Annotated in this window: 13 protein-coding genes and 2 pseudogenes; 8 read left to right on the top strand and 7 right to left on the bottom strand. The window is 46.0% G+C overall.

The window, feature by feature from the left end; genetic code table 11:
• Window positions 1-27: 27 nt before the first annotated feature.
• The 3 genes and pseudogenes from QVA83_RS09655 to mpl all read right to left on the bottom strand — a co-directional run.
• Window positions 28-612: pseudogene (locus QVA83_RS09655) on the bottom strand (S1/P1 nuclease); the annotation flags it as partial.
• A gap of 2 nt (window positions 613-614) precedes the next feature.
• Window positions 615-1,247 carry a flavin prenyltransferase UbiX gene (locus tag QVA83_RS09650; RefSeq protein WP_014975357.1) on the bottom strand — a complete coding sequence of 211 codons (633 nt, stop codon included), beginning with the start codon at window positions 1,245-1,247 and terminating at the stop codon, window positions 615-617.
• A gap of 71 nt (window positions 1,248-1,318) precedes the next feature.
• A complete protein-coding gene (gene mpl, locus QVA83_RS09645) occupies window positions 1,319-2,677 on the bottom strand; it encodes a UDP-N-acetylmuramate:L-alanyl-gamma-D-glutamyl-meso-diaminopimelate ligase (protein WP_287498404.1) in 1,359 nt (452 codons plus the stop codon).
• Window positions 2,678-2,988: 311 nt separating this feature from the next.
• Between mpl and QVA83_RS09640 the strand changes: the two genes are divergently transcribed.
• The 4 genes from QVA83_RS09640 to QVA83_RS09625 all read left to right on the top strand — a co-directional run bounded on the left by QVA83_RS09640 (window position 2,989) and on the right by QVA83_RS09625 (window position 6,229).
• Window positions 2,989-3,966 (top strand): class 1 fructose-bisphosphatase, encoded by a 978-nt coding sequence (locus tag QVA83_RS09640; protein ID WP_014947860.1) that lies wholly within the window; start codon window positions 2,989-2,991, stop codon window positions 3,964-3,966.
• Between the two features lie 130 nt (window positions 3,967-4,096).
• A complete protein-coding gene (gene ppa, locus QVA83_RS09635; RefSeq protein ID WP_014947861.1) occupies window positions 4,097-4,627 on the top strand; it encodes an inorganic diphosphatase in 531 nt (176 codons plus the stop codon).
• Between the two features lie 141 nt (window positions 4,628-4,768).
• Window positions 4,769-5,254 (top strand): DUF3299 domain-containing protein, encoded by a 486-nt coding sequence (locus QVA83_RS09630; RefSeq protein ID WP_049587082.1) that lies wholly within the window; start codon window positions 4,769-4,771, stop codon window positions 5,252-5,254.
• Between the two features lie 27 nt (window positions 5,255-5,281).
• Window positions 5,282-6,229 (top strand): dihydrodipicolinate synthase family protein, encoded by a 948-nt coding sequence (locus tag QVA83_RS09625; RefSeq protein ID WP_287498403.1) that lies wholly within the window; start codon window positions 5,282-5,284, stop codon window positions 6,227-6,229.
• Here QVA83_RS09625 and QVA83_RS09620 read toward each other — a convergent pair.
• Together QVA83_RS09620 and QVA83_RS09615 are read right to left on the bottom strand one after the other, a co-directional pair.
• Window positions 6,226-6,924, bottom strand: coding sequence for a 2OG-Fe(II) oxygenase (locus QVA83_RS09620; RefSeq protein WP_069943533.1), 699 nt, complete (start codon window positions 6,922-6,924; stop codon window positions 6,226-6,228). The genes QVA83_RS09625 and QVA83_RS09620 overlap by 4 nt on opposite strands.
• A 22-nt stretch (window positions 6,925-6,946) precedes the next feature.
• Window positions 6,947-7,366 carry an acyl-CoA thioesterase gene (locus QVA83_RS09615; RefSeq protein ID WP_014947865.1) on the bottom strand — a complete coding sequence of 140 codons (420 nt, stop codon included), beginning with the start codon at window positions 7,364-7,366 and terminating at the stop codon, window positions 6,947-6,949.
• A gap of 213 nt (window positions 7,367-7,579) precedes the next feature.
• On the opposite strand from QVA83_RS09615, the gene QVA83_RS09610 reads away from it, so the two are divergent.
• The 3 genes from QVA83_RS09610 to QVA83_RS09600 all read left to right on the top strand — a co-directional run bounded on the left by QVA83_RS09610 (window position 7,580) and on the right by QVA83_RS09600 (window position 10,882).
• A complete protein-coding gene (locus QVA83_RS09610) occupies window positions 7,580-8,056 on the top strand; it encodes a MarR family winged helix-turn-helix transcriptional regulator (protein WP_014947866.1) in 477 nt (158 codons plus the stop codon).
• Between the two features lie 11 nt (window positions 8,057-8,067).
• Entirely contained in the window at window positions 8,068-9,303 is a 1,236-nt protein-coding gene (locus tag QVA83_RS09605) for a S41 family peptidase (RefSeq protein ID WP_069943534.1), read from the top strand.
• A gap of 76 nt (window positions 9,304-9,379) precedes the next feature.
• Complete coding sequence (locus QVA83_RS09600) at window positions 9,380-10,882, top strand: Hsp70 family protein (RefSeq protein WP_287498402.1); 1,503 nt, start codon at window positions 9,380-9,382, stop codon at window positions 10,880-10,882.
• 77 nt (window positions 10,883-10,959) lie between these two features.
• Here the strand turns inward: QVA83_RS09600 and QVA83_RS09595 are convergent, their stop codons facing one another.
• Both QVA83_RS09595 and uvrA read right to left on the bottom strand, forming a co-directional pair.
• Window positions 10,960-11,127 (bottom strand): hypothetical protein, encoded by a 168-nt coding sequence (locus QVA83_RS09595; protein ID WP_012516741.1) that lies wholly within the window; start codon window positions 11,125-11,127, stop codon window positions 10,960-10,962.
• 203 nt (window positions 11,128-11,330) lie between these two features.
• On the bottom strand, window positions 11,331-14,159 hold the full coding sequence (gene uvrA / locus QVA83_RS09590; protein ID WP_287498401.1) for an excinuclease ABC subunit UvrA: 2,829 nt from the start codon (window positions 14,157-14,159) through the stop codon (window positions 11,331-11,333).
• Window positions 14,160-14,527: 368 nt separating this feature from the next.
• On the opposite strand from uvrA, the pseudogene QVA83_RS09585 reads away from it, so the two are divergent.
• Window positions 14,528-14,686, top strand: a pseudogene (locus QVA83_RS09585) (MFS transporter); the annotation flags it as partial.

Here is a 14,686-nt window from a genome sequence, read left to right as displayed (position 1 = left end):
GCGAATATCCTTAGCCGTAATAGCTTATGTTAACCAAGACGTCCACTCCGAAAAAGACAGGTCGCGCTGATCTAGCATTTGCGAGTCCCACACGCGATGTAAGTTAGAGTCTTGCCAGAAGAAGCGCACTTTTACATCGTTACCGCCACGATCAGTTCCGTTTCCGGCATGAAGCGGCTGATGAAGGTCGCCAATAATATGTACAATGAACTGAAGGGCCAGACGCTTTTCTTCAACGGTGGCGGTGTCGCTTTTTAACGTTTCAGTAAACTGCTTTAACGCGGTAACCGCATCACCTTGCTTTGGTGCGCCAACTTCTTCGTAGGTCTTTCCTTCAGGTACAGATACATAGTGCCAAGGGCTTGCGGTTTTCTGCCAAAATTCGCTGGGGTCAGAACGCATTTCGTCAGCGTGAGTTGAGGCTTCAGCCAACGAACCGTGTGGTAATAACTCCATTAGTGCAGCTTGTGAAAGAGGGCTAAGATATTGCTCGGCAATAGCGCCAGTCACTCGGTGACCGGTTTGCCCCCATCCGAAAGCGGGTGATGAAATACACAATGTAAATAGCGTGCTCAGCGCAACTGCGCAAATCCTGTTTGCAAACGCGAACATGGTTAATCCTCAGAATGTTTGGAAGACTGGTAGCCCCATCTTGCGACAAGAGACTGCTCAATACCTAGGTGATCTAGTATGCGCGCCACCACAAAATCTACCAAGTCATCGATAGTTTTAGGATTGTGATAAAAGCCAGGCGCTGCAGGCATAATAGTAGCACCCATTTGCGAAAGCTTGAGCATATTTTCTAGATGAATAGAAGAAAGTGGCATTTCACGAGGCACCAAAATAAGTTGTCCACGCTCTTTTAGAACAACATCAGCTGCGCGCTCAATAAGGTTGTCGCTAGCGCCAATGCTAATGGCCGAGAGGGTGCCTGTTGAACACGGGCAAACCACCATTTTTGCGGGGGCCGCTGAGCCTGAAGCTACTGGTGAAAACCACTCTTCTTTGCCGAAAACCTTGATTTGGTCTGGCTTTGCATTGCAATGCTCGGTAAAAAACGCGGCAGCGTCTTCTGGTCGCCCGGGTATCTTGACGTTCTCTTCGGTGGCAAACACCACTTTGGCAGCGGAAGAGATTAATACATACACTTGGTAATCGGCGTTAACTAGCGATTTCAATAGTGTAAGCGCATAAGGCGCGCCAGATGCGCCTGTGATAGCAAGCGTGACTTGCTTGTCATGTTTCATTGTATAGCCTCTGTAGATGACAAGCGTAATGCGCTTGTCTATCGGGTAACACTTCGTTTTATTCTGTCTATTTACAATTTGGACTTCATTTTTAGGGCGTCGAGTATTCGGCCATGAATGCCTTCAAAACCGCCGTTACTCATTACAAGAATATGATCGCCCGGTTGTGCTACGTTGCAAACGCCTTGAACGATCTTCTCTACATCTCTGAAGCAGTGCGTAGGCGCGTTGCTGTCCGCTACCGAATCGACTAACGACCAGTCCATGCCTTCAGGTTCATAAAGGTAAACCTCATCGGCTTTCTGCCATGAGTTTGCCAGCGTATCTTTGTGCACCCCCATTTTCATCGTGTTAGAGCGCGGCTCTAGCACAGCCAGAATACGGGCATTACCCACTTTTTTGCGCAATCCATCAAGTGTAGTCGCAATTGCAGTAGGGTGGTGTGCAAAGTCGTCATAAAGGGTGATGTTGTTTACTTCACCCTTTACCTCCATGCGACGCTTAACATTCTTAAAAAATGATAAGGCTTCTATGGCAACAGGTAAGGTAACACCTGCATGGTGGGCGGCAGCTATGGCCATTAAAGCATTGTCCACATTGTGTTGACCAACCAAAGCCCAGGTTACCGTTCCAGCTATAACGCCGTTATGTAATACATTGAATTCACTGCCGTCTTTCTTTAACAGTTCTGCATGCCACTCTTTGCCCAACGATTGGCGAGAAGACCAGCAACCTCTCTTGAGCATATCCTCAATTGCGGGCGTATTGTTAGGTGTAAGAATAAGCCCGTTTTCTGGCACCATGCGAACCAAATGGTGGAACTGGGTTTGAATAGCCCCAAGGTCAGCAAAAATATCTGCATGGTCAAACTCAAGGTTGTTAATTACCAAGGTTTTTGGACGATAGTGTACGAACTTAGAACGCTTATCGAAAAATGCGCTGTCGTATTCGTCAGCTTCAATGACAAAAAAGGGGCTTTCACCCACGCGAGCCGATACGCCAAAATTCTCTGGTACGCCGCCAATCAAATAACCAGGGTTAAGACCAGCGTGTTCTAAAATCCACGCGACCATACTGCTAGTAGTCGTTTTACCGTGGGTACCTGATAAACCAATGACCCAACGATCTTTTAGTAAGTTATCAAGCAGCCATTGTGGGCCGCTAGTGTAAGGCAGGTTTCGGTTTAACACGTATTCAACGGCGGGGTTACCGCGCGACATCGCGTTACCAATTACTACCATATCTGGCGCTGGATCAAACTGGCTTTCGCAATAACCTTCGGTCAACTCGATGCCTAATGCTTCAAGCTGGGTGCTCATGGGCGGATAAACGTTTTTATCAGACCCTGTTACTTTGTGGCCGAGTGATTTAGCAATAGCGGCGATGCCGCCCATAAAACTTCCACAAATGCCTAAAATATGTACATGCATAGCGCATTCTCAATGAATTATCATGTTATTGGGGTACTGTATCAGAACCCCGTGGCCTATAGATAATTCAATTTTAATCATTCAATAAATGCCTTAAGCCGTTGTAATACGCTAAACACCTATGAATCTATGATGTGCAAACTGGTATGGTGTGTGTATGACATTTTACGCGCGTGTTCCACTTACCCAAGAACACGGTTACAATCTAACCACAGGTTTAAAACCTGTGTGTGCTTCAGACAAACGCCGGTAAGGAAAGCTGAGCGACTGGTAGCACAACACCCTACACACGAAAAAAAGGCTTACATTCAATGAAACGTTTAAATTCCCAATTGCAACAAGACGGTGCACCGCTTGAGTTAATTTTACTCATTCGTACACTGCTAGCGGGCTGTAAAGAAATCTCTTTCCGCGTGAGTCAAGGCGCACTTGCTGGCGTGCTCGGTTCAACCCTTTCAGAAAACGTACAGGGCGAAACACAGAAAAAGCTCGACGTTATCTCTAACCACATTTTAAAAGACACGCTAAGGGAATCTGGCTACGTAAAAGCCATTTCGTCTGAAGAAGAAGATGACGTTGTACCGTGTAATCCAGACGGTAATTACTTAGTAAGCTTCGATCCGCTAGATGGGTCGTCAAACACTGAAATTAACAGCCTAATTGGTACTATTTTCTCTATTACCCATGCGCCACAGTGGATGAAACCAGACGATCCGTCTGCTTTCTTACAGCCTGGAACGCAGATGGTAGCTGCAGGCTATGTGCTGTATGGCCCGTCTACTATGCTGGCGTTGACGACGGGTCGCGGCACGCACATTTATACGCTTGATAAAACCCACGGTGGTTTCCTGCTTACTCACCCTAATATTCAAGTACCTGAGCAAACGTCAGAGTTTTCGATTAATGCGTCCAACCAGCGTCATTGGGAACCTGCAATGCAGGCATACATTGCCGACCTTCTAGCAGGTAAAGATGGCCCTAGAGGCAAAAACTTTAATATGCGCTGGGTAGCGGCAATGGTGGGTGATATTCATCGTTTGCTTTGTCGCGGTGGCATCTTTATGTATCCATTCGATAACAGGGACCCGTCTAAGCCAGGTAAATTACGCTTGCTTTACGAAGCTAACCCGATGGCATTCTTAATGGAGCAAGCAGGTGGAAAAGCAGAAACAGGCACAGGCCGAATTCTGGAAGTTATGCCTGAAGAAATTCATCAACGTGTACCGTGCATTATCGGCTCTAAAGAAGAAGTTGAGATGTGCTTGAGCTACAACGACAACGCGAAATAGCGAAAAAGCAGCAAAATTTGACGAAAAATAAAGAGATTAGTACGACATGGGTCGTAAAGCGTTTTTATTTTGCTGCTGTCACCGTATACTTAACCCAAAATTTCTTATACATCATTGAAAGGACCAAAGAATGAGCTTAAGTGCTATTTCTGCTGGTAAAAACGTACCAGACGAAGTAAATGTGATCATCGAAATTCCAGCACACGCTGACCCGGTGAAGTACGAAGTAGACAAAGACACAGGTGCACTATTTGTTGACCGTTTCATGGCAACTTGCATGCACTACCCAACTAACTACGGTTACGTGAACAACACGTTGTCTGAAGATGGCGACCCAGTTGACGTTCTAGTAATGACTCCGTTCCCACTACTTGCAGGTTCTGTCATTAAGTGTCGTCCAGTTGGCGTACTAAACATGACTGACGAGTCTGGTAAAGACGCAAAAGTACTAGCGGTACCAGTAGACAAGCTTTCTACTATCTATCGTGACGTTAAAGAAATTGCAGACGTACCTCCGCTTCTTCTTAAGCAAATTGAGCACTTCTTCGAGCACTATAAAGATCTTGAAGAAGGCAAATGGGTGAAGATTGACGGTTGGGCAGACGCTGCCGCTGCAAAAGAAGAAATTACCGCAAGCATCGCGCGTTTCGAAGCAGAATAATTCACGCTGCTTTAAATTGATGATACAAAGGGCTGGTGTAATACCAGCCCTTTTTGTATGTGGCTAAAAAGTGAAGATTGAAAACGACAAGCAAAAGCCGATACAAAAAAGCGAACAAAATACTCAACGATAGAGAGCAGTATGATTCACCATAAATTATCCATGACTTCATTGTTTGCTGTAATAATGATGGTTGTAACTTTCAACGCACTGGCAGATGAAACTCCTACTGAAGTATACTGGGAAGACCTAGTGCCAGAGGGCTTTAATGAGCTCGCGCCACCTTCAGTTCAACACAATGGCGAGATGAGTCAGCTTCAGCCTGACGCACCGGTTGTCGATACCTTTGATGGTAAACGGGTGAAAATCCCGGGTTTTGTTGTGCCGCTAGAAGGTACGGCAGAGCTAACCACTGAGTTCTTACTTGTTCCATATTTCGGAGCCTGTATTCACGTACCACCGCCGCCGTCTAATCAAATTGTTTACGTAAAATTTGAAGAAGGTGTGCGCATAGATAATATTTACGATGCAATTTGGGTAACCGGCGAACTGTCGACTGACGGTTGGAAAGGCGACATCGCGTCTGTAGGTTACCGTTTGAAAGGCGAAGCCGTAGAAGGGTTTTAAGCATAAAACGTTTAAAAAGGATATCAGGTGTTTACAGGATTATCAGCGTTTCCCATTACTCCATTCAAACAAGAAGCTATTGATTACAAAGCATTTAAAGGGCTTGTTGAGAATTTGGCTTCGGCGAATGTAGATTCAATTTGCGCGATAGGCTCTACTGGGCTGTATCCTTATCTAACGCGAGGGGAAAAGTACGACGTAGCCAAGCTCGCCGTCGACCACGCAAATGGCATTCCTGTTATGGCAGGCGTTGGGGCGCTGAGAACCTATGACGTGCTAAAAAACGTTGAAGCTGTGCAGCAAGCAGGTGTTAATGCTGTGCTGTTAGCACCCGTTTCCTATCAAGTGCTTAACGAAGAAGAAGTGTATGGCCTATATGAGGCAGTGAGTCACGAGGTATCTGTGCCTATCTGCGTTTACGAAAATCCTCGTGTGACTAATTTTACTTTCAGCGATGATTTGTATCGCCGCATAGGCAAATTACCGAATATCGGGGCGATTAAAATACCCGGTACTCCGTTTGCCAAAAGCTCAATGGATAATAGTTCGAGCAAGGATATCCCACCCTGTGAAGCAAGCAGTAGCGAAGGCGCTCGTCGATTAGCATCATTACGAGAGATAATGCCTGCAAACATTGCTATAGGCGTGAGTGGTGATAGTTTTGGCGCAGCAGGAATGAGTGAAGGTTGTGACCTTTGGCTCTCTGTTATAGGGGGAATATTCCCGCGAACCGTAATGCGTATTATCGACGCCGCTCAGTCAGGTAATGCTGTTGATGCACAGGCTCAGTCACAAGCGTTAAGCGGAATATGGAGCATGTTTGCGCGCAATGGCGGTGGTTTGCGTGTGGTTGCTGCCGCAGCAGAAATCTTGGGCTATTGTGAAACGCCTAGCTTGCCTGCACCCTTTTTACCTATCGACAAGAAAGAGTACAGCGAGCTAGAGCACATCATCTCGAAGTTATCGTTAAGCTAGCCCTGCGTATAAATCTGTTCAGCGCGGTTAAACAGAAGCCAAGACGTTAAAATGTACTTGTCGTTACTTTTTGGAATTTGGCCGCGATGCGTGTGAGTAAAATAGGCTGGCGCAATCACCATTCTGCCTGCTTTAGGCTTAACCGCACGGTTTTGATAATAAAATTCCGTCTCGCCGCCTTCTTCCACATCGTTTAAGTAGTACATAAACAGCAACACGCGGTGCAGCGCATCGTTATGTTGAAGCTGTGGATAGACTTCTGAATGCCAGTATGGGTAGCCACCATTGCCCGCGGTGTAGCGCTGTGCATTTACATCGCCAACCCGAAACAGGTAATTCACCAAATTAGCCAAATTGGGTTTACCCACTTCATCAAAATTTTCACCTGTTACTTTCACCGGTTCGCCAGTTTTGGGATGGCGTACGGTTAAGCCAATGGGCCCAACAAGCGCAAAATAGTACTTTTCAATGTAGGAGACCAGCTGCTGCCCAGTGTGCTGCATCACTAGTTGAAATAAGTCTTTAAATTCCGGGTTGCGACTTATCGATACATCCATGCTGCGCTTTTTATCTAAGTCGACGCCACCACCGGTGCGGCCTTGAGATAAATTAGGGCTGCTTTCAAAGCGTTCCATGAGTTGTTTGCACAGCTCTGGTGGTAACACATCATCAATAACTTCAATTAAATCGCTCATGGAGACCTCGTACTGCGCTTTATTACTGAGTTGGTACTTCTTTAAAGTGAGATTGTAGTTCTGATTTCACTTTATCCGGGATAGGCGCAGAGCGCTGTGTTTTATAGTCAAAATGTACCATGGTGGTAATGCCTGTTGAGCACAGCTTATCGTCTTGCCATAACTCTTGAAACACGTCGAATGCACTGTTGCCTAGCCGGCTAACGTAAGTTTTAACCGTCACAGGTTTGCCATAAAAAATTTGAGCTAAAAAATCGACTTTGTAGCTGGCTAAAATTAGCGGCCAATTTTGTAAGTCTAGTTCAGGGGTAAACATTCTGAAAATAGGCTCTCTGGCTGCTTCAAACCAAGCGACTAATGCAGTGTTACTTACATGCTGTAAGGCATCTGTTTCACAAAAACGTACGTCGAATGACGTAACTAATGGTACTGAATGGCTCATATTTTTTTAGTAGGGTTCGTTGTTTATTTAGCTTTCACTCTAGCATTATGCCGCGGCTATTTCAGTCATTTATCAAACAGTAATTGATCCGGTTGGAAAACATTTTTAACACCTAACCAAAACATACATATTCAAAAATAAGTTGATTTGCGAAAATTTTTGCGCAAATATTTTCATAAATGAGTTTGAAGAAAAATCACAAGGTGCCTATTTATGATCAGAAGTCCTCAGTTTGGCGCAATACTTTTGCGTGCTAGCGAGCTTATTGCAACTCAAGGCCAAGAGGTATTTGAAGCGCTTAATATTAGTCTGCCTGCAAATCGTATTTCTCTGGTACTGGCGATTCATACTCAAGGGCCTCTTTCGTCAACTGAGCTAGCAAGTCACATTGGTCTTTCACGTCAACTTATTGAAAGTCGGTTGAAGCAAAGTGTTGCAGACGGCTTTTTTGTTTCTGTGCCCGATGAACGAGACTCGCGAAAGCGCGTGTACGATATTGCGCCCAAAGCAAAGGCCGAGGCGGCGCAGATAGTGACGATAATGCAAGAATTTGAAGACGTATATGATGCCCTTTGGGAAGAGATAGAGGTCAATCTTGAAGCCTCTCTCAAAAGCATGGAGCAGGCGCTAAAAAAACAATCGCTTCTTACGCGCTTAAATGAACAATTTCCTTATCACTCCAATTCATAATAAGGAACATTATGATTTATCGAATTATTATATTGCTGTCATTACTCCTTCCGCTAAGCAGCTGCGCACAAAGCCAGGGTTTCAATACGAAAGAAAGCTGGCAAGCCTTTGTTCAAACTGTTGAAGATAACTACGCTTACTTAGATACGGCACCTACCGACTGGGAAGCTTTAAAAGCGTACTACCAACCCCTTGCAATAAACGCGACAACGCAAGAGGAGTTTGTCGACGTATTGCAGGTGGTGAAGCAGTTTTTTATCGACCCGCATTTTAACGTATCACCGCTAAACGAAGCGGACTACAGCGTCACGCCAACGGGGTCTGATATTTGGGTGGAAAAGCAAGGCGATGACTTTGTTATAACACGTATTAAAGCGGGCAGTGCTGCTGCCAATAGCCAGTTAGCCTTAGGTGACGTGATTGTGGGTATTGACGGCGAGTCTACTGAAGCCGCAATACATCGCGTTTTTGGAAACACATTGCTACCGCTTACTGACGCACATAAAACGTGGGCGGTTAATGTGGCTTTAGGTGGGCGTCGCAATCAAGAGAGGCACATTGAAGTGGCGTCTGATTTTGATGATGCCAAACGCGTGCTATTAGCAGCTAGCTACGACGCTATTAATCTACTTCGAACAAAAGCCCCTCTGATAGTTAAGCAGAAAGAGGGAATCGGGTACATCCGCTTTAATAACAATCTAGGTAATTCTGAAACCGTTCGTGCGTTCAAAGAAGCTCTTGAGTCACTTGAATCAACACAGGGGTTAGTGATTGACCTGCGTAATACGCCGAGCGGGGGAAACACTGGTGTAGCTGAGCCTATCTTGGGGCACTTTGTAAATGCCAAAACCGCATATCAAGGTTACAAAATTCAAAATGCGGGAAAACCCTACCAAGAAGCAGAGCTACACTTGGCCTATGTTACCCCTTCATTACCTTATTACAGTAAGCCAGTAGTGGTACTCGTTGGTCATTGGACCGGCAGTATGGGAGAAGGTATGGCTATTGGCTTTGATGCCATTGGTGCAAAGGCGGTAATCGGCACACCCATGGCTGATTTACTTGGCGGGATAAATCAATTTCAACTACCTGAATCGACCATAACTTTAGAGCTGGGTTTTGAACGTCTTTACCATGTGAACGGCTCATATCGAGAGGACTTTGTGCCCCAGGCGGTATCTTGGGACGGGCATACAGCCAGTGACTCAGAATTAAATGCTGCAATAGCTCTGTTAAAAGCAATATAGCTCAATTACATACAAAGCTAGAAAGCACTTTCGTATTTACTTACAATCCGCTTCTAACTTTTTGAGCGAACATACTATGACTGCGATTGGGATTGACTACGGTACATCAAATTCTGAGGTTGTGTATTTTGATGGAACGGCCCATCAGCACATCAAACTCGACCCGTTAGATAAGAAGGGCAATAAAATCCGTTCTTCGGTGTTCATCTATTTTGAAGATGAACTGCCGCCGCCTCCTGATGCCATGGTTGAAGCGAAAGTGGCGCAGTTACAGCGCGTCATCAGTGAGCAAATAGATAAGGCGAAGGACGGCTATTATTCGGCAAAAGATCCAAAAGAACAGGCGATGTATAGCGACCGTATCGACTCGCTGCGCGGTGATTTGCACAACAAGCCTGCATTACAGCGTAAAGCTATTGCGCAATTGATGCATGCCATGTCGCTAGACGAAATCCCTTTGCTGCGGTTGGTAGAGCACGGTAAGTTTGCGTTTGGTGAAGAAGGGTTTAGACGCTTTCTTAAAATGCCTGATAAAGGCCGTCTAATTTATTCACCTAAGAACTTTCTAGGCGCCTCGCTAGACGGTGACCAAAAACAAGCATTCATCGGTATTATTGCTAAGCAGCTGGCCTATTTTAAACAGTGTGCAGAGCAACAGCTAGGCAAGGCTGTTAATAATGCAGTTATTGGCCGTCCTGTTAAGTTTCACGGCACCCGCGGTGAAGAGGGGAACGCGCAAGCCATTCAAATTATGACTGAAGCGGCGACGAAAGCCGGGTTTACAGGGGTTAATTTCCTAGATGAACCTATCGCAGCGGCGTATAAAATTGAGCAAACCCTACCAAGGGATACCACTACGCTGATTGTCGATATTGGTGGGGGGACCACGGATATTTGCTGTATTAAGCTTTCCCCAGAGCGTTCAAATCAGCTTGATCGCAAAGATGATGTTCTGTCGGTAACAGGCAGACGATTAGGCGGTATGGATTGCGATAAAAGCTTGGTGCTTAAGGCTATTGCCCCAGAAATGGGAATGGGCCTTAAGATGATTAACGGGCTTCCTGTTCCTCCTACGTACTTCTCTGACATGTGTGCGGTTGATAACATTCCTGCTCTTACTCGCTTTTTCTCTGACGATTACGGGTTAGATATTTCTCAAACCATGTCTGTGATTAAAGAGCCAGCCCAACTAGAACGCTTGCTTATTGTTCAGGAGAACAAGTTGTCTGCCCGTGTGGTGAACTCGGCTCGATTAGCCAAGGAACTACTGTCGAGTAAGCAGAACATTACCTTGCCGCTGCACTATATCGAAGATGATTTTGACGTGGAGATTTCGCAAGACTCGCTCAAAAAGGCATTAAAACCTTGGCTTGATAAAGTGAAATCGCTAGTGGTGGAATGCTTAGAAAACAGTAGTGAAAATCCAGAAGTGGTGATGATTACAGGTGGTATGAGTTTATCGCCAATCGTGGTTGATGCGCTATATGAAAACCTACTTACCGGTTTACCTCGATTAGAGAATGACGCTTTCAACTCGGTGTGCGAAGGATTAGCTATTCAAGCGGCGAAGCACGCTTAACCTTTTCTATTCTTTTTTCGATATGAAAAACACTAAGCCTTAGCGTAGTAGCCTTTACTACGCTAAGGCTTTTTTGATCAGTGCTTAAGGATATTGTGTTCTTTTAGATAAATCGCGATGGCCTCAGGCGACTCGAAGGCTTTTAACAGCATTTCTTGTGCGCGTGCTTTCACATCATTGTCTTCTGATGATGACAGTAGGTGATACCATGTTTTCACTAAGGCTAATGGCGGCGTTTGGTTCATTAGTTGTCGCTCCAGCAATTCTTACTGCAAAAATACACAAAAATCATCGTAACGTATGATTTGCCAATACAAGCTCTGACCAGCATGGAAAAACGTGTAAATAAACGTCAACGCGCACTTCTTACAAGTTGCTGTGTAAATTACACAGCAACAAAATAGAAAACGAGTGCGCTTTACGCTAACGGATTTACCTCGTTACCGGCTCAAGCTTGTGTGAGCATGGGTTTCAGGAATCGACCTGTGTGCGAAACTTCTTGTTGTGCCACATGCTCAGGTGTTCCCTCTGCAATAATCTGGCCACCTCCGGATCCACCTTCGGGTCCAAGGTCAACAATCCAGTCTGCGGTTTTAATCACATCTAAGTTATGCTCAATAACCACAACGGTATTACCGTGATCGCGCAGTCTGTGAAGGACGGCTAATAACTGTTTAATATCGTGGAAGTGCAACCCGGTGGTTGGCTCATCCAAGATATAGAGTGTTTGCCCAGTGTCTCTTTTTGACAACTCTTTCGCCAATTTTACGCGCTGCGCTTCACCACCTGATAAGGTAGTGGCTGCTTGGCCTAGTCGAATATATGACAAGCCCACGTCCATGAGCGTCTGCAATTTACGCGAAATAGCCGGGATAGCATCAAAGAACTCACGGGCATCTTCCACCGTCATTTCCAACACTTCGTGGATGTTCTTATCTTTGTATTTTATCTCAAGGGTTTCACGGTTATAGCGTTTGCCCTGACACACGTCACAAGGCACATATACGTCTGGCAAAAAGTGCATTTCCACTTTAATTACGCCGTCACCCTGACACGCCTCACAGCGACCGCCTTTCACGTTAAAGCTAAAGCGGCCAGGTTTGTAACCTCGTGAACGCGACTCTTGTGTGCCGGCGAACATTTCACGAATTGTAGTGAAAATGCCAGCGTAAGTCGGGTTAGAGCGCGGTGTTCTGCCGATAGGGCTTTGGTCAATATCGACCACTTTGTCGAGCTGGTCTAATCCGGTCATCGACTTATGCGGTGCCGGTTCAGACGTGGTCGCCTTGTTCAGCTCGCGCTGCGCAATTTTGTAGAAGGTGTCATTAATCAGCGTTGATTTACCCGAGCCCGATACACCCGTCACACAGGTCATTACACCGGTAGGTATACGTAAATCAACAGACTTCAAGTTGTTGCCGGTAGCGCCTAAAAGCTCTAGCCACTTGTCGTCTTTAACCGGTGTGCGTGTTGCAGGGATATCTATCTTCTCTCTACCAGATAAGTATTTTCCAGTAAGTGAGTGTTCACTGTTCTTAATATCTTCCAGCGAACCTTCGGCAATTATCTCACCGCCATGTACACCCGCCCCCGGGCCAATATCTACAATGTAATCGGCTTCGCGAATGGCATCCTCGTCGTGCTCTACAACTAACACAGTGTTACCCAGGTCACGCAAATGCGTAAGCGTACCAAGTAAGCGCTCGTTATCCCGTTGGTGAAGTCCGATAGAGGGCTCATCCAGCACGTACATAACGCCTACTAAGCCTGCGCCAATTTGACTTGCCAGTCGAATGCGCTGAGCTTCACCGCCCGATAGGGTATCGGCGCTGCGCGACATAGAAAGATAGTTAAGACCTACGTTTACCAAGAAGCGCAAGCGGTCCATGATTTCTTTCAAAATCTTTTCAGCTATCTGAGCACGTTGGCCTTCAAGGTTGAGTGTCTCGAAAAAGCCATACGCGTCGGCAATTGACATGTCAGCAATGGCTGGCAGGTTGGTGTCTTGTATAAATACATTACGTGCTTCAACGCGCAGACGCGTGCCGTTACAGCTACTGCAGTGCTGTTGGCTTAAATATTTTGCTAGCTCTTCTCGCACCGAGTTTGACTCGGTCTCGCGATAGCGACGCTCCATATTAGGGATAATGCCCTCAAATGGATGCTTGCGTTCCATTACGTCGCCGCGCTCGTTTATGTACTTAAACGACAGCGACTTGCCTTTAGACCCGTAAAGCACAATGTCTTGGTGCTTTTTATCGAGCTCTTCAAATGGCGCGGTAAGGCTAAATTTATAATGGTCTGCTACTGCCTGTAGCATTTGAAAATAGTAATAGCTGCGCTTGTCCCATCCGCGAATAGCGCCGCCAGACAGACTCAATTCGGTATTGCCGACTACGCGTGCTGGGTCAAAAAACTGTCTTGTACCTAGCCCGTCACAAGTTGGGCATGCACCCGCTGGGTTATTAAATGAAAACAGACGAGGTTCAAGTTCACTAATGCTGTAACCGCAGTGTGGACAGGCGAAGTTGGCAGAAAATACAATTTCTTCTGCGTCTTTATCGTCCATATCAGCCACAACCGCGTTGCCGCCAGCAAGGCTAAGCGCCGTCTCGAATGATTCAGCCAAACGCAGTGCCATATCGTCGCGCACTTTAAAGCGGTCGACCACAACTTCAATGGTGTGCTTCTTGTGCAAATCGAGAGGTGGCGGATCGGATAGATCACACACTTCACCGTCGATACGCGCGCGAATAAAGCCCTGAGCAGACAGGTTTTGCAGCGTCTTAACGTGCTCGCCTTTTCGCTCTTTAACAATAGGCGCTAGCAGCATTAACTTACTGCCCTCGGGCATTGCTAACACTTTATCGACCATTTGGCTGACCGTTTGTGCATCTAGCGGTACATCGTGGTCTGGACAGCGTGGCGTGCCCACTCGCGCGAACATCAAACGCAGATAGTCGTATATTTCAGTGATGGTACCCACCGTTGAACGGGGGTTATGCGATGTTGATTTCTGCTCAATGGATATTGCTGGTGATAAACCCTCAATATGATCAACATCTGGTTTTTCCATCATAGATAGAAACTGACGAGCATAGGCAGACAAAGACTCAACGTAACGACGCTGGCCTTCTGCATAAAGCGTGTCGAATGCAAGAGACGATTTACCCGAGCCAGAAAGGCCGGTTATCACCACCAGTTTGTCTCGTGGCAGTGTTAAATCGATGTTTTTCAAGTTGTGGGTGCGAGCACCGCGAATTTCGATTTTATCCATTGAAGCCTAAATGAGAGAAAAAGAATCAGTATGCCATAGGTGTCAAGTAAAGTGATATGACATTCAAGTTATACTGTAAGCGGAGTAAGCAGATCACCTCACGGACATAAGCTTACGATTAGATCTCTCTTATCGACATTGCAAAGTGGTGATTTTATCCCCACTTTTAAACCCCTATTAAGGCAAAAAGGCTAAATCGACCCATTGAGCGGGAGAAAACGCCAATTGTATTAATCGAATTTAAGGTAAGTGGGCGCAAGAGCAATTTATGCTACACTTCGCGACCTTATTCTTGATGCTGCAGAAACAAGTGTTCTCTGCGCGCTTTTACGTTTTTTTGATTTTATTTATTGAGGGAAAAAGACGCTTTGAACGCTTTGGAATTACGCGCCGCGCTTGCACTCGCCTCCGTTTACGTATTACGCATGATGGGGCTGTTCATGGTTATGCCCGTGTTGGCTGTAGCCGCGATGGACTACCCGGATTACTCGCCTCTATTGGTAGGGCTTGCCGTGGGAGGATATGGC

It is taken from the genome of Alteromonas sp. AO-Serp, assembly GCF_017849675.1.
Classification (GTDB): domain Bacteria; phylum Pseudomonadota; class Gammaproteobacteria; order Enterobacterales; family Alteromonadaceae; genus Alteromonas; species Alteromonas macleodii.
The sequence above is the reverse complement of the archived record's forward strand: the minus strand, read 5'-3'. Positions and strand labels throughout refer to the sequence as shown.